This window comes from Streptomyces sp. SAT1 (assembly GCF_001654495.1).
In the GTDB taxonomy this organism is placed as follows: domain Bacteria; phylum Actinomycetota; class Actinomycetes; order Streptomycetales; family Streptomycetaceae; genus Streptomyces; species Streptomyces andamanensis.
Window position 1 is genome coordinate 269,400 of sequence record NZ_CP015849.1, and the last position, 17,572, is coordinate 286,971.

Sequence of the window (17,572 nt, forward strand, 5' to 3'; positions counted from 1 at the left end):
GCGGACGCCTCCCCCGAGAGCGCTTCTCAGCAGGGCGCGGGGTACAGCGGCGGGTTCACCCGGGCGAACCCCTCCTGACGCTCGTAGGGGAAGTACGGGTAGGGCGCCGTGCGGTGGCTGGCCGCGTCGAGCAATGCGGCCTGCTCGGGGGTGAGGCTCCAGCCGACGGCGCCGAGGTTCTGCCGCAGCTGCTCCTCGTCCCGGGCGCCGATGATGACCGAGGAGACGGTCTTCCGCCCGAGCAGCCAGTTGAGGGCGATCTGCGGCACCGCCTTGCCCGTCTCGGCCGCGACGGCCTCCAGGGCGTCGATGACGCCGTAGAGGTGGTCGTCGGTGACGGGCGGACCGTAGTCGGCGGTGCGGTGCAGGCGGCTGCCGGGCGGCAGCGGCGCTCCACGGCGGATCCTGCCGGTGAGCCGCCCCCAGCCGAGCGGGCTCCACACGATCGCGCCGAGGCCCTGGTCCACGCCGAGCGGCATCAGCTCCCATTCGTAGTCGCGGCCGAGGAGGGAGTAGTACACCTGCTGGGCCACATGGCGCGGGTGGCCGTGCTTCTCCGCGGCGGCGAGGGACTTCATCACCTGCCAGCCGGAGAAGTTGGACACCCCGGTGTAGCGGACCTTGCCGGCCCGCACCAGGGTGTCGAGGGCGGACAGCACCTCTTCGACGGGTGTTCCGGCGTCGTAGGCGTGCAGCTGGAACAGGTCGAGGCGGTCGGTGCCGAGCCTGCGCAGCGCGTCCTCGCAGGCGGTGATCAGCCGGGAGCGCGAGGAGCCCGCGTCACCCGGGCCGTCCCCCGTCGGCAGACCGGCCTTGGTGGAGATGATCACCTGGTCGCGGCGGCCCTTGACCGCCTGCCCCAGCACCTCCTCGGAGGCGCCGGCGGAGTAGACGTCGGCGGTGTCGAACATCGTGATCCCGGCGTCCAGGCAGATGTCCACCAGACGCCGCGCCTCCTGCGCGCCGGTCGTGCCCCACGCGCCGAAGAGCGGTCCCTGCCCGCCGAACGTCCCGGCACCGAAGCTCAGCGCCGGGACCATGAGCCCGGACGCGCCCAGTCGCCTGTACTCCATGACTGACCCCTTTCACCGACGGATCAGCTAACGGGTCTATAGTTTCGTTAGCCGCCGCCAAAGGTAGCAGGCCCATGGAGTTAATGGAACTGGAGTGCCGTTATGTCGGACGAAGCCGAACCGGGAACCGTGCGGCCGGGCGGGCGCACCGCCAGGGTGCGCCAGGCGGTGCTGCGGGCGGCCGAGGACTCCTTGGCGGAGCACGGCTTCGCCCACCTCGACCTGACCGAGGTCGCACGCCGTGCCGGCGTGGGCAAGACGACCGTCTACCGCCGCTGGGGAACCGTGACAGGGCTGCTGGCCGATGTCCTGGTGGACATGGCCGAGCAGTCCGTGCCGCGCACCGAGACCGGTTCGCTGCTCGGTGACCTGAGGGCCAACGCCCGCCTGGTGCGGCGCACTCTGACGGATCCGCGCCAGGGCGCGCTGTTCAGGGCCCTGATCGCGGCCGCCACATGTGACGTGCGGACGGCCGAGGCGCTGCACCGCTTCTACGACATCCGGCTGAAGGAGTGGGCCCCCTGCGTCGGGCAGGCCGTCGAGCGGGGCGAGGCGCCCCCGGGCACCGACGCCCGGGAGGTGATCCGCGCCGTCTCCGCCCCCCTCTACCACCGGCTGCTGATCAGCGGCGACCCGCTCGACGAGGCCACCGCCGACCGGGCCGCCGAGGCGGCGGCGACCGCCGCACGGGCGGGCGCCTACGTGGTGCCGGACACGGGGGACGCGCGGGAAGGCGCGTGAGCCGCCCCCCGGCGCGGACCTTCCCCGGTGATCACCCCTTCGGCTGGGTGAAGCGGATCCGGTTCCCGAAGGGGTCGCGCAGACCGCAGTCGATGCCGTACGGGCGCTCGGTGGGTTCCTCGGTGAACTCCACCCCGCGCTCCAGCAGCGTCTCGTAGGTCTTGCGGCAGTCGTCCGTGGTGAGGATGAGCCAGCCGCCCATCGCTCCCTTCGTCACCAGCTCGCGCACCTGCTCCGCGACCTCCTCCGACATCGCCGGGGCGCCCGGCCGCTCCAGCAGGATCTGCCGCTCGGGGTGGCCGGGGACGCTGACGGTCAGCCAGCGCATGAAGCCCATGTCGATGTCGGCGGCGACCTCCAGGCCGAGCTTGCCGACGTAGAAGTCATGGGCCTCGTTCTGATCGAGGACGTATATCTGCGAGTGCGTGATGGCGTTGAACATGACGCTCACGCTACCGAGCGGCGGGGCGGAGAACTTATCCGAAACTGCTCGATCGCCGAGACCCCGGACCGCGCCTGACGCGACGTCAGGAACTGGGCCGGGTCCAGGCCATGGTGAAGCACGTCGGGACCCCGGCGGCCACCGCCTCCTTGCGGTACGTCCGCGGTGACCTGCCGACGATGTCCCGGAAGGTGCGGCTGAACGTGCCCGTGCTGGCGAAGCCGACCTCGATCCCGATGTCCGTGACACTGCGGCCGGTCCCGCGCAGCAGGAACATCGCCCGCTCCACCCGGCGACGCTGCAGGTAGCGGTGCGGGGTCTCGCCGAAGGTGGCCCGGAAGGTCCGGGCGAAGTGGGCCGGTGACACATGTGCGATCCGGGCCAGGGCGGGCACGTCCAGCGGACGCGCGTAGTCGCGGTCCATCGCGTCCCGCGCCCGCAGCATACGGCGGTTGCTGTCCTCCACGGCCCGGCTCACCCGGCCATCATCCCACCGCCGGGGGGGAGCCGGCCGCACGGCCCCCCGGGCGCGGGCGGGCCTCAGTCCCCCGGGTCCTCGTCCGGGGCGGCGGGGCGAGGCGCCGGACTCGGGGGCGGGGGCGGGGCCGGGGCCCCGAACGAGACACCGGAGAAGTCCCGGCCCTGGAGCACCGGGCCGTTCTGGGTGCCGCCGCTGACGGTGTTGCGCACCGCGCCCTCCTCGATGCCGAGGGTCCTGGTCCGCGCGTACCAGGCTTCGAGGTCGTGGCGGAAGCCGGTGTCCCACAGGGCTCGTCGGGCCAGCGCCGCGCTCAGCTCCCGCGCCCGCCGCGGATCGCCCGGGTCCTCGCCCAGCCTGGCCAGTTCGCGCTGCCCCGGAACGACCGGCGGGGTGCCGCCGTCCGCGCCGCCGTCATCTGCGGAGCGCCGGAACGGCCGCCGCACCAGCGCGGTCAGCCCCGCCCACGCCTGCTGTCCCAGCTCACCACCGGCACCGCCCGCCAGCGCGCCGAGCAGAGCCACCGACACCGGATCCATCCGAGGCCACCCGTTCCTTCCGCCGACGGCCGCGCCGGTACGACAGTCACCGGCGCGCTTGTCCCGAGTCTCCCCGCCCCGCGCCGCGTCCAGTCCCGGCGCGGCCCGCTCGTGCGCGGCCGGAGCGCCGGACACCGCGCGCGGCACCCGGGTGATACGTGTCAGCCGGCACAGGCCGGCCGGTCAGCCGAGGCACGGCGGCTCGCCGTCGTCCGGGTCCGTGCCCGGCCGGGCGTCCGGGAGATAGCTCGCGAGTCCGCGCAGGATGATCTCCAGGCCGATGTCGAACCGCTCGTCGGCCGACTCGGTCACCATCAGCCCGGACAGGGCGTGCAGATGGGGGAAGTCACGCTCGGGCAGGGACGCGAAGTACGTCCGCATCTCCTCGGCGATCCCGCTCCAGTCCGGGCCGGAACCGGCGGGCGCGTCGCGTTCGTCCTGGCCGGCGCGCCCCTGCCACATGGTCTCGCCCATGACGAAGCTGTCGATGTAGGTGGAGATGAGGTCGCCGGCCTCGGCCGCGATGCGGTCCGGCAGTCCGGCGGTCCGCAGGATGCCGAGGAACGACTCGACCTGCGGCAGCAGTTCGGCGGTGAAGGGGACGTGGGCCATGGAGATCCTGGCCATGTCCCGGTGGGCCAGCAGGCGTCGGCGCCCCGAGCGGGCGAAGTCGCGCAGCTGCTGCTGCCAGCGCTCGGGGTCGGGCTCGGGCATCTCGACGCCCTCGAAGAGCCGGTTGTACATGAGCTGGAGCAGGTCGTCCTTGGAGCTGACGTGGGCGTAGAGGGCGGAGACCGTCACCTCCAGCCCGGCCGCCACCTGGCGCATCGACAGCCCGTCGAGCCCCTGCCGGTCCAGCACCTCGAAGGCGGCGTCCACGATGCGCTCGCGCGTCAGGGGAGTGCGCGCGGGCGTGAGGCGGGGGCGGGAGGGGCGCCTGCGCTCCCACGGAGTGGGCGGAGGGGATCCGGGGGTGTGGGCGGCCGCGTCGTTCATGAGCCCAGTCTAGGCAACCGGAGAACACTGTTCACCTACTGGCCGACCGCCTGTGCGCACCGGGAGGATGAACAGTACGCGATATATCTTGTCCGGGTCGCGAAGTTGCGCTATATCTTGATGAACGCCGTTCTCTGGATGATCGGTGTTCAGGTACAGTGAACACTGTTCTCCGGGGGGTGGCCGACCTGTCGTCCCCGGCGCGAGCCCGCGCACGGAGGCGCATCCGTCCGTCCCGCCGTGCCCGTGGGGTCTTCCTCCCGGGCCCGCCCGTCCGCGAGGAGTAGTACCGATGTCCACCACAGGTGTCGCGTCCGCCGAGACACCCCACGCCGATCCGCCGGCGCCCTACCGGTGGCGCTGGGCCGCGCTCTTCGTCATCCTCGCGGCCGAGGTGATGGATCTGCTCGACGCCGTCGTCACGAACGTCGCCGGCCCCTCCATCCGGGCCGACGTCGGCGGCGGTGCCTCCACCCTGCAGTGGCTCGCCGCCGCGTACACCCTGTCGATGGCCGTCGGTCTCGTCACCGGCGGGCGGCTCGGCGACATCCACGGGCGCCGCCGGATGTTCCTCGTCGGAGCGGGCGGCTTCACCCTGGGCTCGTTCCTGTGCGCGATCGCCATGTCCCCGGAGATGCTGATCGGCGCGCGCGTCGTCCAGGGCCTGTTCGGCGCGGTGATGCTGCCGCAGGGCCTCGGCATGATCAAGGAGATGTTCCCGCCGAAGGAGTCCCAGAAGGCCTTCGGCCTGTTCGGCCCGGTCATGGGGCTGTCCGCGGTCTGCGGACCGATCCTGGCGGGCTGGCTGGTGGACGCCGACTACTTCGGCACCGGCTGGCGGATGATCTTCCTGATCAATCTGCCGCTGGGCGCCGCGGCCCTGCTCGGTGCCGTGCGCTATCTGCCGCGGGGCCGTTCCGGCAGCAAGCCGCGCCTGGACATCCCCGGCATGATCCTGGTCTCGCTGGCCGCGATGCTGATCATCTTCCCGCTGGTCCAGGGCCGTGAGTACGACTGGCCGCTGTGGACGTTCCTGATGATGGGCGCCTCGGTGCTCGTCTTCATCGCCTTCGGCGCCTACGAGTCGCGGCGCAGCAGGGCCGGGCAGGACCCGCTGGTGATCCCCGGCCTCTTCCGCAAGCGCGGTTTCAGCGGCGGCATGACCCTCGGACTGGTCTTCTTCTCGACCATGCAGGGCTTCATGCTGGTCTTCAACCTCTACACCCAGATCGGTCTCGGCTACTCGCCCCTCAAGGCGGGCCTCGTGATGGTGCCGTGGTCGGGCGGCATGATCGTCGGTTTCGGGCTCGCCCAGGCCGTCGCCCGGTTCGGTCGTGCCGTGCTCCAGGCGGGCACGCTGGTGATGGCGCTCGGTGTGTTCGGTGTCTGGCTGACCCTGGACATGGCGGGCAGCGGCGTCGGCCCCTGGCAGCTCTTGCCGGCCCTGCTCGTCACGGGTGTGGGCATGGGTCTGCTCATGGCCCCGTTCTTCGACATTGTGCTGGCCAGCGTCGAGCAGCACGAGACGGGCTCGGCGTCCGGCACGATGACCGCGATCCAGCAGCTCGGCGGCGCCTTCGGCGTGGCCCTGCTCGGCACCGTGTTCTTCGGCCTGCTGGGCGGCGGGATCGCCAGTGCCGTCGACGACCACTCCGACACCCTGCGGGGCCAGTTGACTGCCGCGCACGTCGCTCCGGCGGCCCAGGACCGCGTCGTCCTGGACCTGCGCACCTGTGCCTCGGACCGCGCCGTGGCCAAGGACCCCGAGACGACCCCGGCCTCCTGCACCCGGCTGGAGAAGGACACCCGGTCGGCGGTGACGTCGCCCCAGGACGCGGCCCGGATACCCGCGGCGCTGGAGGACACGGCGTCCTCCGCCTTCCGCAGCGGCTTCGGCACCGTGATGAAGACGGTGCTGTGGATCGTCGACGGCATGCTCGTCCTGACCTTCCTGCTCGCCTTCCTCCTGCCGCGCCACGCACGCCCCGGCGAGTCCGGCGCGCACTGAGCCGGGCACGGCGCGGCACGCACACCGGTGCGCGGCGGGCCGGGCAGCCCTGGACCGCAAGGGGGCTGCCCGGCCGTACACCTCCCGCGCCCGGACGCACCCGTTCCGCACCTGGCCGCGCGCGTTCCCGCAGCCAGGCGGGCCGGTCCCGCTCGGGACGCTCACGGTCTGGCGGGCGGCCCGAGCGGGACACCCATCGCACATGATCCCCACCCGGGTCGAGGAGACCCTGCCGGAACTGGTCCCGTTCGTCCGCGCCGTGCAGGAGCGCCGCCCCGACGACGGCACCTGGTGCGAGGCGTGGACCGTGCGCGACGTCCTGGTCCACCAGACGGGCAACGCCGAGGAACTGGCCCGGGTGCTCCAGGGAGTCCTGGCCGAAACACCCGTGGAGACCAGGGGCTTCGAGCGGGAGGCCCCTACCGGCGGATGTCCGACCAGGAGCGACGCCGCCACCCGGGTGCTGTTGCTGTGGGGACGGCGTCCCGCCGATCCGTCGCGCTGGCACAGCGGCGCGGGCCCCGAGGCCCTGCGGCGGGTACGGGCTCTGCTCAGCGGCTACTGAGAAGCCGTGCGCCCGCGCGCCGAGGGCACAGGGCACGGCCCTCAGCGGCCGGTCGCCCCGTCGAGCAGTTCCCGGATGATGTCCATGTGCCCTGCGTGGCGGCCGGTCTCCTCGATCATGTGGGTGAGCGCCCAGCGGACGCTGGGCGCGGGCCGGTCCGACCGGGGGCGGGGCACCGGGGCACCGGCGTCGGTGCACCCGTCGAGGACCGCGTTCGCCTGCTCGACCGCCGTCCGGTAGCGGGCGACGACGTCGGCGGCACTGTCCTGCGGTGCGGCGTGGAAGGTCGCCTGCCAGTCGGTGACCCGATCGCCGAGGAACATCGACCGCTCGACGTGGGTGAGGTGGTTGAGCAGACCGAGCAGGTTTGTGCCCGAGGGCACCGCGGCGGTCCTGATCCCGGGCTCGGGGGCGTCCTCGACCTTGGCGGCGGCCGAGTGCCGGAGGTAGTCGAGGAAGCCGCGCAGGACCTCGATCTCGCTGTCTCCGGTCCGGGGCGGCGGGGTGTCGCTGCGGCGACGGCGCGCGGTGGGCATGGTGTTCTCCTGTGCGGGGGCCTGCTTCTGACGTCATGTCAGGCAGCGCGCTCGGCTGCCTGGGCGTTTCGTGCCGGGGACCGTCTCAGGCGGTGCGGCGGATGATCAGGACGTGGTCGGTGACCTCGGCGGTGCTGCCGTCCGGGCCGGTCGCGGTCCGGCGGGGCGCGTCGGCCCGTTCGACCGTCCAGGACGCCGGATCGAGACCGATGCCCTCGGCGACCTCCTGCGCGGACGGGTAGCGCACGTCCGGGTCCTGCACCCAGGACCAGGGCGCGGTCGAGCCGTGGTCGACGACCAGCAGCCGCCCGCCCGGCCGCAGCGCGAGAGCGGCGGCGTGCAGGGCGGCGGACCGGTCGAGGGCCAGCGGAGTCTGCAGATAGTGGGCGCTGACCAGGTCGAACCGGCCGTCCGGGAAGGACGCGCCGAGGTCGTGCCGCTCGGCGCGGACCCGGTCGCCGAGGCCGTGTGCGAGGGCGAGTGCGGTGAGCCGGTCGATCGCCACGGCCGAGACGTCGACGGCGGTGACCCGCCAGCCCTGGCGGGCGAGCCACAGCGCGTCGCCGCCCCCGCCGCACCCCAGGTCCAGCACGTCACCGGGCGGCAGACCCCTCACCGTCTCGGTCAGCCGCGCGTTCGGCCGGGGCTCGGTGGCCACCGGCCGGGCCGCGTAGACGCCGTCCCAGAACTCCAGGGCATCCTCGGTACTCATCGGGGCTCTTCCTCCATCGGTCGCGGTCGCGGAACCTGTCGCGGAACAGGCCCAGCCTTGCCCCGCGACCCGGATCCGGCACGCGAACTTGCCGATTCCGCAAAGCGCTTCGGCTCCCCGGCGCGATGCGTACGGCGGTGAAACGGGAGAACGGGGGCAGACGGCGGAGGTGATCTTCACACCCGTGGAGATCCGAGGACCCCATGGATCCCCTCGGAGCCTCGCCGGGCCCTGCGGGGGCCGCGGGGATCCGCCGGAGGAGGGAACCGCCCGCCGTGACCGTGCCCACCCGCCGCATACGCGGCAGCAGACTCCGCCACCATGGCCGGCCGCGCTTCGATCTCCGCGCGACCGCCGTGTTCTTCACCCTGCTCGCCCTGCTCCTGATCGTCCTGGGCATCGTGGCGCGGGCGGCGGGCGCCGTCGTCGAGCGGCGCCCGGTCTGGACCGTCGTCCTGTGCCTGCTCGGCGCCCCGGCCCTGGTGGCGGGCGTGCGCGGCCGGTACCGCAGGCGCTCGGCGGCGCGGGCCGCCCACCGGGCCGCCGCGGCGCTCCAGGAGGCCACGCGGACCGCGCTCGACGCGCTGGAGGCGCCCGCCGGGCAGGAGCGCCCCTCCCCCACGCCCCCGGGCGCCGCCGTGCCCGCCGACGAGCCGGAACCCACCGTCGTCGACTACGCCGCTCTCGACGCCGACGCGTTCGAGCAGGCCGTGGCGGCGCTGTGCGAGCGGGACGGCTGCGGGTCGGTGGAGGTGGTCGGCGGGGCCGGTGACCTCGGCGCCGACGTCGTGGCCGTGGACCCGCAGGGGCGGCGCCTGATCGTCCAGTGCAAGCGCTACGGCGAGGACAACCGCGTCGGCTCCCAGGAACTCCAGCGCTTCGGCGGCACCTGCTTCACCGTGCACGAGGCCGGCGTGGCGGCCCTGGTGACCACCAGCGGCTTCACGGCACCGGCCGTCGAGTACGCCGCGCACTGCGGGATCGTCTGCATGGACGGCGAGGCGCTGCGCGCCTGGAGCGAGGGCACCGGCCCCGCCCCCTGGGAACTGCCCGCCCCGGCCCCCGACTCCGGTCTGCCGCCGCAGTGAGTTGCCGCCAACTTGAAATCGCAGGTCAAAGGGCTGGTATGACCGGTCCTCCGGGTACTCGTGCTGGTCGTGGGCGGTTGTCTGGGGTGTAGATCGTTTGCTGGCGGTCGGCTGTCGGTTCTTGAGGTATGTCTCGTTATGTAGGCCCCTTGCAGAAGGGCGGATTCGCACCTGGGACCATGAGCGGATGTCCGAGGAACCGAACCCGATGTCTAGCCTGTGGCCGCTCGTGCCGCCTGGGGCCACCGACTGGCTGCTGGAGCTGTGTGGCGACGGCCTGACCGGGTTCATGCCTCCGGCGATGCCTGACGCGGTGTGGGTGCTCAACGCCATGTACGAGCACGAGCGGGGACCAACCGAAGTGTCGTACGACGAGTACCACCAGGCGCGTCTTGCCGACGGGAGTACCCAGCCCCACGTTGTCGGAGACCTCCACCTCGACGCCGTGAGTATCGCCACGGGGGGCGGTCTGGGCCGTGCCCGGCACCCCGGCGCTGGCTGGCGGCGGCTGCGCTGGACCGAGCTCGCCCGGCGGACTGGCGACCCGATAGTGCCCGACGGGCTGATGCCTTCCTACCGCTGCTTTCCCTCGGCCAAGAGGGAGGGCAGCTGGCCACTGAGCATGGTCCCGCCGACCGAAGGAAGCCTGGACCGGGAGACCTGGAATCGCCTGATCGCCGCCCTCACTCGGTACAGCCCCGCAGGCCCGGACACCCGCTGCCTTGCCTACTACAACCCGCTGATGCTCGGAGCCACTGACTTCGACAACCACCACGTGCGTGCGGGCCGGCTCGGCGACGCCGAGCTCCTGTACGACCAGTCCGAAGCAGACTTCAGCCCTTCCAATCTCTGGGCCGATGACCGCTCCTGGGTCCTGTGCACCGACTACGACCTGTGGGCCACCAAGGTCGCCGGTTCACCAGCCCTCATCCACGCATTGTTGAACGACTCCGAGATCGAGGCGGTTCGCCTGCCTTGGGCACACTGATGACGAGCCGCCCTGGCTCCTTTGCCGGCCCTGGAGCGCGAGCACATCCCAGTTCGGACGGCCCTCTACGATCCGGTGCATGCTGGATCCCGAGCTGCTGGAACGGATCACCGCGCGGCGCGCGGAACTGGACGGACTCGAAGAACAGCCGGCCAAACAGCTGGCGGACGTGCGGGCCGAACGGGACGAACTCGCCGTCGCCGAACGCGTCCTTGAACGGATGACCGGGCAGCTCGCCGAGGAACGCGCCTCCGCCAGGCCGATGCCGGGGCAGGTGGGCGGCCGGGCGGTGATGCTATCCCGCACCGTGAGCCGGGCCAGGAGGAGAACACGCTGCCGTGGGACTACCAGCGCATCATCGCCGCCGTGCGGCAGGCCGCCGGGCCGGTCATGGCCCGTGAGGTCGGCGAGGTGGTGGGGGTGAACGTCAGCGTGAAGGCCAAGCTGGAACCGCCGCGGAGCAAGTTGGTCAGACTCGTCGATCGCGGCTGGCCGCGCAAACTGCCCTACGGTCGGTTCACCACCCGCCTGTGACCAGCAACACCGCCACCCGGAGCGGCTCGGAACGGGCGTGACTCGGTTGCCCCCGGCGGCCGTTGGGACTGTGTGACGAATACCTGAGAACGCGCCGAGGACACCTGCTCGTTTGTCAGCCAGTGCCGGCTGCCGCTGTCCACGCGCACCGTTAACCACCTCGCCGATCTGCTGCGGCGTCATCTGAGGGCGATCCGGTCCAGGTGGCGGATCCTGCCGCCGGGGAAGACCGCGGTGATCGTCCTGGCCGTGCTGCGCCATGATCAGCGCTTGGCCGACATGGCCGGCGGCAACGATGTGTCCGAGTCCACCGTCCGCCGCCGGCGCGACCAACTGGTCGGATCACTCGCCGCCCAGGCGCCGCGGCTGGACCGTGCCCTGCGGAAGGCCGCAAAGCAGGGCGGGGAGGTGGTCCTGATCGACGGCACCCTCATCCGCACCAGGCGTCGCACCGGCAAGGCGACCGGCGGAACTACTCCGGCAAGCACCGCAGCCATGGCCTGCACTTTCTCGCCCTGACCGACGAGAACGGTCGCCTGATCTGGCTATCCACCGCCCGGCCCGGCCGCACCCACGACAGCACCGCCGCCCGCCACGACCACATCCTGGCCCACCTGCGCGCCGCCGGCCTCGGGGCGCTGGCCGACCTCGGCTTCCGCGGCCTGGACAACGACATCCTGGACCCCGTGATCGTCACCGGCTGTACCGCCAGCCGCACCCACAAGCTCACCCCGGGCGAGAGGGAAGCCAACCGAGTTCTCGCCGTCGGACGTGCACCGGTTGAGCACGGTTCGCCCACCTCAAGAACTGGCGGATCCTCACGAAGCTCCGTACTGATCCCGCCCGAGCCACCCGACTTCTGCGCGCTCTGCTCGTTGTGACGGACCTCGAAGTCAACCGCTGCCGGATGATCTTCTCCATGGGCTCCCGCCCACGACCAGCACGAGTACCCGGGGGGCCGGTCACACCAGCCCTTTGACCTGCGATTTCAAGTTGGCGGCAACTCAGTGATCCGCACCGCCCCGCGTCAGGGGATGTGCAGGGCTCCGGTCCGGGCGTCGGCGTCCTGGCCCTCGGCGGCCGTCGGCTCGGGGCGCGGCCCCTTGACACGGCGTACGGCGTAGGCGATCAGGACGACGGCAAGGCTGCCGAGACTGGTGAACAGCTGGGTCCGCTGGTCGTGGATGACCGCCATGGCCACCAGCACCACGGCGAAGCCCGCCATCACCACCCAGGTCAGATACGGGTGGAACCACATGCGCAGGGTCAGCCGCTCCGGTGCCTCCCGTTGCAGGCGCCGCCGCATGCGCAGCTGGGACGCCCCGATCATCAGGTACATGAAAATGGCGATGGCTCCGGAGGAGTTCACCAGGTAGCTGAAGACCGTGTCCGGGGAGAGGTAGGCGAGGATCACGGACACCCAGCCGACGACCGTTCCCGCGAGGATGGCGCGCACCGGGACGTTGCGCCTGCCGGTCGACGCCGACCAGGCCGGGGCGTCTCCGTGGGCGGCCAGGGCGAGCAGCATGCGGGAGGAGACGTAGACCGAGGAGTTGAGCACGCTCAGCACGGCGGTGAGGATCACGATGTCCATGAGCGTGCCGGCGCCGGGCAGGCCGATGATGTCCCAGGCCGCGACGTACGGACTGGCGAGCACCTTGGCGCTGTCCCACGGCACGATGGTGACGACCAGCACGATCGAGCCGACGTAGAACAGGATGATCCGCCAGATGATGCCGGTCGTGGCGCGGGCGACGGAGCGTTCGGGCTCCTTGCTCTCGGCGGCGGCGATGGTGACGATCTCCGCTCCGCCGAAGGCGAAGATGACCACGACGATCGCCGAGAAGATCGACGTGAAGCCGTGCGGGGCGAAGCCGCCGTGCGCGGTGAGGTTGGAGAAGTCGAAGGAGCTGCCCGGCCACGCGCCGAAGACGTACAGGCCGCCGACGATCAGGAAGGCGACGATGGCGGCCACCTTCACCGAGGAGAACCAGAACTCGAACTCGCCGAAGGAGCGCACCGACAGCAGGTTGGTCGCGGTCATGACCGCCATCAGGCCCATCGCCATGACCCACAGCGGCAGTCCGATCCAGGCGTGCAGGATCGACGCGCCCGCGACCGCCTCGACGGCGACGATGATGACGTAGTAGTACCAGTACAGCCAGCCGATGGTGAAGCCCGCCCAGGGGCCGATGGCGGTGCGGGCGTAGTCGGCGAACGAGCCCGCGGACGGCCGGGCCACGACCATCTCGCCGAGCATGCGCATGGTGCACAGCACGAGGGCGCCGGCCAGGCAGTACGAGATGATGGCGGCCGGTCCCGCGGCCTTGATCACCGAGCCGCTGCCGACGAAGAGTCCGGCGCCGATGGCACCGCCGATGGCGATCATCGACATGTGCCGGTTGCGCAGGGAACGGCTCAGCTGGGGTCGTGGTGCCGGTGCTTGCTGTGGTCTGCGGGGGTCGGCAGGGGGCACGGGGGTCTCCCTCGGTCGTCGGTTCACGAGTTCACGGATTCACAAATGCACGGGTCGGGCATGCGGGGGGGCGGCGCGGTCGCGGAGCGGAGCGGGTCAGGTCCAGTCGGCTTCCCGGCCGCCGCCGAGCACCCAGGTCAGGGCGCGGAAGCGGCGCAGCGCCTCCGCGGCGTCGGCCGCCTCGAAGCGCAGGGTGCGCGGGCCCGCCGCGGTGACGCCGGCCAGGGCGCGGGCGCGTTCGGTGAGATAGGGGCTGTCCACGTCGACCTCCACGACATGCGGTGCGGGGCGCGCGGCGGGCGGAGGCGGGGCCTCGGCGAGAGCCGCCGACGCCGTGGCGCGGATGTCCGCGCCGGTGGCGGCCGGGGTGCGGCAGCGCGCCGCGTGCCGGGAGATCGCCGTCTTGACGGTGACCGTCCGGCAGCCGGGCGCGTACCGGCGGGCCGCGGCGCAGGTGAGGTCGTCTCCGGTGACCAGGACGACGGGGACGCCCGCCTCGGCGGCCACCAGGGCGTTGAGACGCCCCTCGTCGGCCGCTTCCCCGTCGACACGTACGGCCAGGACGCTGTGCGAGAGATACGTGTGCGCGAGGACGCCGTCCTCGCCCGCGCCGGTGTGGTAGCCGACGAAGGCGACCGCGTCCACGTCGGCACCGAGGCCCTCCATCATGCCGAGCGGCTTGTGCCGGCCCACGATCAGGGTGGCGCGCGGGTCGAGCTCCTCGATCAGGATGTTGTCCATGCCGCAGTGGGCGTCGTTGACGACGATCTCGTCGGCTCCCGCGTCCGCGAACCCGGCGACGGCCGCGTTGACGTCACCGGTGAGCAGCCGGCGGAAGCGTTCGTGGCGCGCGGTGCCCGCGGTCACGTCGGCCGGCAGGACCGTGCCGGTGGCCCCCTCCATGTCGGCGGAGATCAGTACCAGGGTCATGCGGCGGCACCGTCCTCGTGCGCGGCACCGCTCCCCGGGCGGTCGGCGGCCAGCAGTCCGACGAGGGCGTCGGCCTGCGCGGCGCCGCTCTCCTCGACCACCTCGCGCACGGTCTGCGCCGCCCGGACCAGGGCGAAGCGGATGCGGCCCTCGGCGTCCGCGCGGTAGCCGTGGACGGCGGGCCGCGGCAGCGAGTTGTAGGAGAAGTGGTTCGAGAAGTAGTACGCGCCGGTGTCGTAGAGCGCCACGATGTCGCCGGGCGCCACGGCCGGGAGTTCGCGCGCCACGGCGGTGAGGTCCCCCGCGAAGCAGCAGGGGCCCGCGATGTCGACGGTCTCCGTCGCGCCCTGCTTGGGGCGGCCCGCGGCGTCGTACACCCCGGCGCGCAGGGGCCAGGCGTCGGGCATGAACACGGTGCGCGTGGCGACCTGGGCGCCCGCGTGGGTGACGGCGATACGGCGTCCGCCGGCGGACTTGGTGTACTCGACGAGGGAGGCGATCGTGCCGTTCTTGGCGAGCAGCGAGCGGCCGAACTCGGTGACCAGGCTGTAGCGGCCGTCGAACAACTCGGGTACGGCCGCGCGCAGTTCGGTGACGTAGTCGGCGTAGCCCGGCCGGTCCTCGTCGCTGTCGAAGTCGACGGGCAGGCCGCCGCCGATGTCCAGCGAGGTGATCTGGCGGCGGCCGAGCGCCGTGTTGATGTGCTCGGCCAGTTCGTGGGCCGCGCGGATGCCCTGGGCGATGAGCGGCAGCGGGCAGCCCTGCGAGCCGACGTGGGCGTGCAGCCGGGTCAGCCAGGGACGGGCCGCGAAGGCGTCGGCCACGGCCTGGACGGCGCCTTCGTCGCGCAGCGCGACACCGAACTTGGAGGTGCTGGTCGCGGTACTCATCGCACCGATGGCACCGGCTCCCACCTGCGGGTTCACTCGCAGTCCGACGGGCCCTCGGGGGGTGCGTCCGGCCAGCAGGGCGTCGACGCGCTCCAGTTCCTGGAAGTTGTCGACGTTGAAGGCGATGCCCTGGTCGAGCGCGAACCGCAGTTCCCCGACCGTCTTGGCGGGGCTGTCGAAGACCAGCCGGTCGGCGGTGAAGCCGGCCTCCAGCGCCAGTTCCAGTTCGCCGGGCGAGGCCACCTCGCAGCCCATGCCGGCCCTGGCGAGCAGCCGCAGCACCGGCACGAGGGAACACGCCTTGGCCGCGAAGGTGTGCTGCACGGCGGCCGGGCCGCGGAAGGCCTCGTGCAGGCGGTCGACGGCGGCCAGGACACCGTCCACGTCCAGCAGGCCGATCAGGGGCGACCGGGTGTCCAGGAGCCCTTCCTCGACTGCTGCGGCCAGCGCCGCATCGCGCGCCGTACGCCGTCGCCGGGCCGAAGCGGAAGTCACGTTGAACCACACCTCACACATGTGTCGGAAGACGTCTGCCGGAAGCCGCGCGTCGCGGGGCAGGCCGCGGCCGTGCGCCGCGCGTCGCCCCGGTTCACCGGGCGGGCGCCGGGCCGCACGAACAGCTTCGGGCCCGGTGGCGGCGCTCGTCTTCGTCCGAGACGACCAGGACTCGCTCCCGGGATTGTCCGACCCGACAAGTGGATGATCATGGTGGCCGGCCCTCCACCGGCCTCCACCCGCGCCCAGGTCGGCGCCCGCGCCCAGGTCGGCTTCCGCGCCCGGGTCAGCCGCCGCGCCGGGCGAGGCGGAGGCCGAGGCCCGCCAGCAGTCGGCCCACGGGGTCGCCCACGTCGACGCCGAACAGTTCCTGGGCGCGGCGCAGCCGGTAGCGCAGGGTGTTGGGATGCACGTTGAGGCTGAGCGCCGCGGCCCGGGTGTCGCCGAAGGCGTCCAGGTAGGCGGCGACCGACTCGCCGTACGCGGAGCCGTGCGTCCGGTCGTGCGCGACCATCGCGTGCACCGGCCCGTTCATCTCCTGCCAGGTGGGCTCGACGCTGTCGAGCACCCGGAGCAGGGCGGCCTCGGAGACCACGTCCCGGTGGAGCGCCGAGGCCGAGGTCCAGGGTCCGGGGGCCGCGGCCGCCCGCTCGCGCAGGACCCGTACCACCAGTTCGGCCGACTCGCGGGAGGCGGGCAGCTCCGACAGGTCCGCCGCCCGCTGCCCCACCCCGGCGAAGACCACGCTGTGCGGGACGGAGCGTGCGGCGGCGACCATACGGCGCGCGGGGTCGGCCTCGGCTCCCCCGGCGGCGGGTGTCAGGACGAACAGCCGGCCGCCCGAGCGGGCGCTCACACAGCCCGGCAGGGAGGCGGCGGCCTGGAGGGCGAGCAGATCCAGCACCCGGTGCCCGGTGGTGTCCGTGGCCGCGGCCGGCGCCCCGGAGGCCGCGGCGGGGCCGGACGGACGGGGACCAGTGGGTCCCCTGGGATCGCGGGTGTCGTACACCTCGGCGACGAGGACCGTGTACGGCCCGTCGGGTGCCACACCGAGTCCGCGGGCCGCCTGCTGGGCGCCGGGGCGGCCTTCGAGCAGGTCCTTCACCATCTGCTCGCGGCGTCCGGCCTCCTCCCTGCCCCAGACCTCGTGGTGCACGAGATGCGGTGCGGCGGCCCGTGCCGCGGTCCGCAGCGCCGCCGCCGCGTCCTCGGCGAGCGGACGCCCGTCGGCGGCGGCCCAGATCGAGCCGAGCACGTCGCCGCCGTGCCGTACGGCGATGGCCAGCCGCTCGGCATAGCGGTCGTCGGCGGGCAGCCGCACCACGTCGCCGCTGCTCCACAGCGCCTGGAAGAAGCCGCGTTCGCGGAGTTCGGCGACCCGCCAGCGGGGCACCTCCTGGCCGAGGATGGTGAGCAGGCGCAGCGGGTCCGCCGCGTGCTCCAGCCGGGAGTAGGCCAGCACCCGGGAGCGCGGGTCCTCGATGGTGATGGCACCGCCGACCAGGTCGGCCACGGTGTTGGCCAGTCCCGCCAGGTCGCCGAGGCGCAGCCCCGCCATCCCGGCCGGGGCGCCGGCGCCGCTGTGCGCCAGGGCGGTACGCAGCCGCCCGAGCACCTCGGTCCAGTCGGTGCCCGGGGCGCGCAGCAGCAGGGCGGTGCGGCCCCGGGCGGCGGCCGCGGCCAGGGCCGCGGGCGGCCTGCGGGCCCCGGAGCGCAGTACCACGGCGGTGGCCCCGGCCCGGTCGGCGGCGCGCAGGACGTCCGCCGCCTCCGGGGAGTCGGCCGATGCCCCCGGGGTGAGCAGTACGTGTCCGGGCGCCGTCCAGTCGTCGTCGCGGTCCTCGCCGACGTCGTGCACCACCACGTCGGCCACCGGGACGTCGGTGCCGAGCGGTGCCGCGACCACGTCGAGCATCCCGGGCCCGGCCAGGGCGAGGAGGTGGGCCAGCGTCGGACCGCCGGGGTGCGGGGTCGGCTCGGGCTCCATCCACCCATTATGTTGCGCGCGCGAGCGCGGGCGGCTCCCGGAGCGTCGCAGGTGGCGCGGCGCGCGCCCGGCGCGGTCCGCCGGGCGGGTGCGG

The 17,572-nt window shown here is 72.9% G+C and carries 19 protein-coding genes; 8 read left to right on the top strand and 11 right to left on the bottom strand.

Annotated elements, in window-relative coordinates; genetic code table 11:
• Positions 1-26: 26 nt before the first annotated feature.
• Positions 27-1,073, bottom strand: a complete 1,047-nt coding sequence (locus A8713_RS01130) for an aldo/keto reductase (protein WP_064530969.1) — start codon at positions 1,071-1,073, stop codon at positions 27-29.
• 102 nt (positions 1,074-1,175) lie between these two features.
• Between A8713_RS01130 and A8713_RS01135 the strand changes: the two genes are divergently transcribed.
• Positions 1,176-1,814 carry a TetR/AcrR family transcriptional regulator gene (locus A8713_RS01135; protein WP_064530970.1) on the top strand — a complete coding sequence of 213 codons (639 nt, stop codon included), beginning with the start codon at positions 1,176-1,178 and terminating at the stop codon, positions 1,812-1,814.
• A 31-nt stretch (positions 1,815-1,845) separates the two neighbouring features.
• Here the strand turns inward: A8713_RS01135 and A8713_RS01140 are convergent, their stop codons facing one another.
• The 4 genes from A8713_RS01140 to A8713_RS01155 all read right to left on the bottom strand — a co-directional run bounded on the left by A8713_RS01140 (position 1,846) and on the right by A8713_RS01155 (position 4,269).
• A complete protein-coding gene (locus tag A8713_RS01140; protein ID WP_064530971.1) occupies positions 1,846-2,256 on the bottom strand; it encodes a VOC family protein in 411 nt (136 codons plus the stop codon).
• Between the two features lie 85 nt (positions 2,257-2,341).
• Positions 2,342-2,734, bottom strand: coding sequence for a helix-turn-helix domain-containing protein (locus A8713_RS01145; protein WP_173860790.1), 393 nt, complete (start codon positions 2,732-2,734; stop codon positions 2,342-2,344).
• Positions 2,735-2,796: 62 nt separating this feature from the next.
• Positions 2,797-3,273 carry a hypothetical protein gene (locus tag A8713_RS01150; protein ID WP_064530972.1) on the bottom strand — a complete coding sequence of 159 codons (477 nt, stop codon included), beginning with the start codon at positions 3,271-3,273 and terminating at the stop codon, positions 2,797-2,799.
• 183 nt (positions 3,274-3,456) lie between these two features.
• The gene (locus A8713_RS01155; protein ID WP_064530973.1) at positions 3,457-4,269 is read right to left on the bottom strand and encodes a TetR/AcrR family transcriptional regulator; all 813 of its coding nucleotides are present in this window, start codon (positions 4,267-4,269) and stop codon (positions 3,457-3,459) included.
• A 292-nt stretch (positions 4,270-4,561) separates the two neighbouring features.
• Here A8713_RS01155 and A8713_RS01160 point away from each other — a divergent pair, with 292 nt between their 5' ends.
• Both A8713_RS01160 and A8713_RS01165 read left to right on the top strand, forming a co-directional pair.
• The gene (locus A8713_RS01160; RefSeq protein WP_064530974.1) at positions 4,562-6,277 is read left to right on the top strand and encodes an MFS transporter; all 1,716 of its coding nucleotides are present in this window, start codon (positions 4,562-4,564) and stop codon (positions 6,275-6,277) included.
• Between the two features lie 202 nt (positions 6,278-6,479).
• Positions 6,480-6,842: a maleylpyruvate isomerase N-terminal domain-containing protein gene (locus A8713_RS01165; RefSeq protein ID WP_064530975.1), complete on the top strand. Its 363-nt coding sequence runs from the start codon at positions 6,480-6,482 to the stop codon at positions 6,840-6,842.
• Positions 6,843-6,883: 41 nt separating this feature from the next.
• Here A8713_RS01165 and A8713_RS01170 read toward each other — a convergent pair whose 3' ends face one another.
• Positions 6,884-7,378 (bottom strand): DinB family protein, encoded by a 495-nt coding sequence (locus A8713_RS01170; protein WP_064530976.1) that lies wholly within the window; start codon positions 7,376-7,378, stop codon positions 6,884-6,886.
• A gap of 85 nt (positions 7,379-7,463) precedes the next feature.
• Positions 7,464-8,090, bottom strand: a complete 627-nt coding sequence (locus tag A8713_RS01175; RefSeq protein ID WP_064530977.1) for an SAM-dependent methyltransferase — start codon at positions 8,088-8,090, stop codon at positions 7,464-7,466.
• A gap of 275 nt (positions 8,091-8,365) precedes the next feature.
• Between A8713_RS01175 and A8713_RS01180 the strand changes: the two genes are divergently transcribed.
• The 5 genes from A8713_RS01180 to A8713_RS33720 all read left to right on the top strand — a co-directional run bounded on the left by A8713_RS01180 (position 8,366) and on the right by A8713_RS33720 (position 11,581).
• Positions 8,366-9,178 (top strand): restriction endonuclease, encoded by an 813-nt coding sequence (locus A8713_RS01180; protein WP_064530978.1) that lies wholly within the window; start codon positions 8,366-8,368, stop codon positions 9,176-9,178.
• Between the two features lie 187 nt (positions 9,179-9,365).
• Positions 9,366-10,166, top strand: a complete 801-nt coding sequence (locus tag A8713_RS01185) for a hypothetical protein (RefSeq protein ID WP_064530979.1) — start codon at positions 9,366-9,368, stop codon at positions 10,164-10,166.
• A gap of 366 nt (positions 10,167-10,532) precedes the next feature.
• Entirely contained in the window at positions 10,533-10,700 is a 168-nt protein-coding gene (locus tag A8713_RS34005) for a hypothetical protein (RefSeq protein ID WP_237305278.1), read from the top strand.
• 234 nt (positions 10,701-10,934) lie between these two features.
• Positions 10,935-11,219, top strand: a complete 285-nt coding sequence (locus A8713_RS34785) for a hypothetical protein (RefSeq protein ID WP_064530981.1) — start codon at positions 10,935-10,937, stop codon at positions 11,217-11,219.
• Positions 11,201-11,581 (top strand): transposase family protein, encoded by a 381-nt coding sequence (locus A8713_RS33720; protein ID WP_335743769.1) that lies wholly within the window; start codon positions 11,201-11,203, stop codon positions 11,579-11,581. The genes A8713_RS34785 and A8713_RS33720 overlap by 19 nt, the downstream gene beginning before the upstream one ends.
• 146 nt (positions 11,582-11,727) lie before the next feature.
• Here the strand turns inward: A8713_RS33720 and A8713_RS01205 are convergent, their stop codons facing one another.
• From A8713_RS01205 to A8713_RS01220, 4 genes are all read right to left on the bottom strand, one after another.
• Positions 11,728-13,176 (bottom strand): amino acid permease, encoded by a 1,449-nt coding sequence (locus A8713_RS01205; protein WP_237305279.1) that lies wholly within the window; start codon positions 13,174-13,176, stop codon positions 11,728-11,730.
• Positions 13,177-13,272: 96 nt separating this feature from the next.
• A complete protein-coding gene (locus A8713_RS01210) occupies positions 13,273-14,106 on the bottom strand; it encodes a M55 family metallopeptidase (RefSeq protein ID WP_064530984.1) in 834 nt (277 codons plus the stop codon).
• A complete protein-coding gene (locus A8713_RS01215) occupies positions 14,103-15,512 on the bottom strand; it encodes a diaminopimelate decarboxylase (protein WP_389595386.1) in 1,410 nt (469 codons plus the stop codon). The genes A8713_RS01210 and A8713_RS01215 overlap by 4 nt, the downstream gene beginning before the upstream one ends.
• Before the next feature lie 265 nt (positions 15,513-15,777).
• A complete protein-coding gene (locus tag A8713_RS01220; RefSeq protein ID WP_064530985.1) occupies positions 15,778-17,478 on the bottom strand; it encodes a PucR family transcriptional regulator in 1,701 nt (566 codons plus the stop codon).
• Positions 17,479-17,572: the final 94 nt, after the last annotated feature.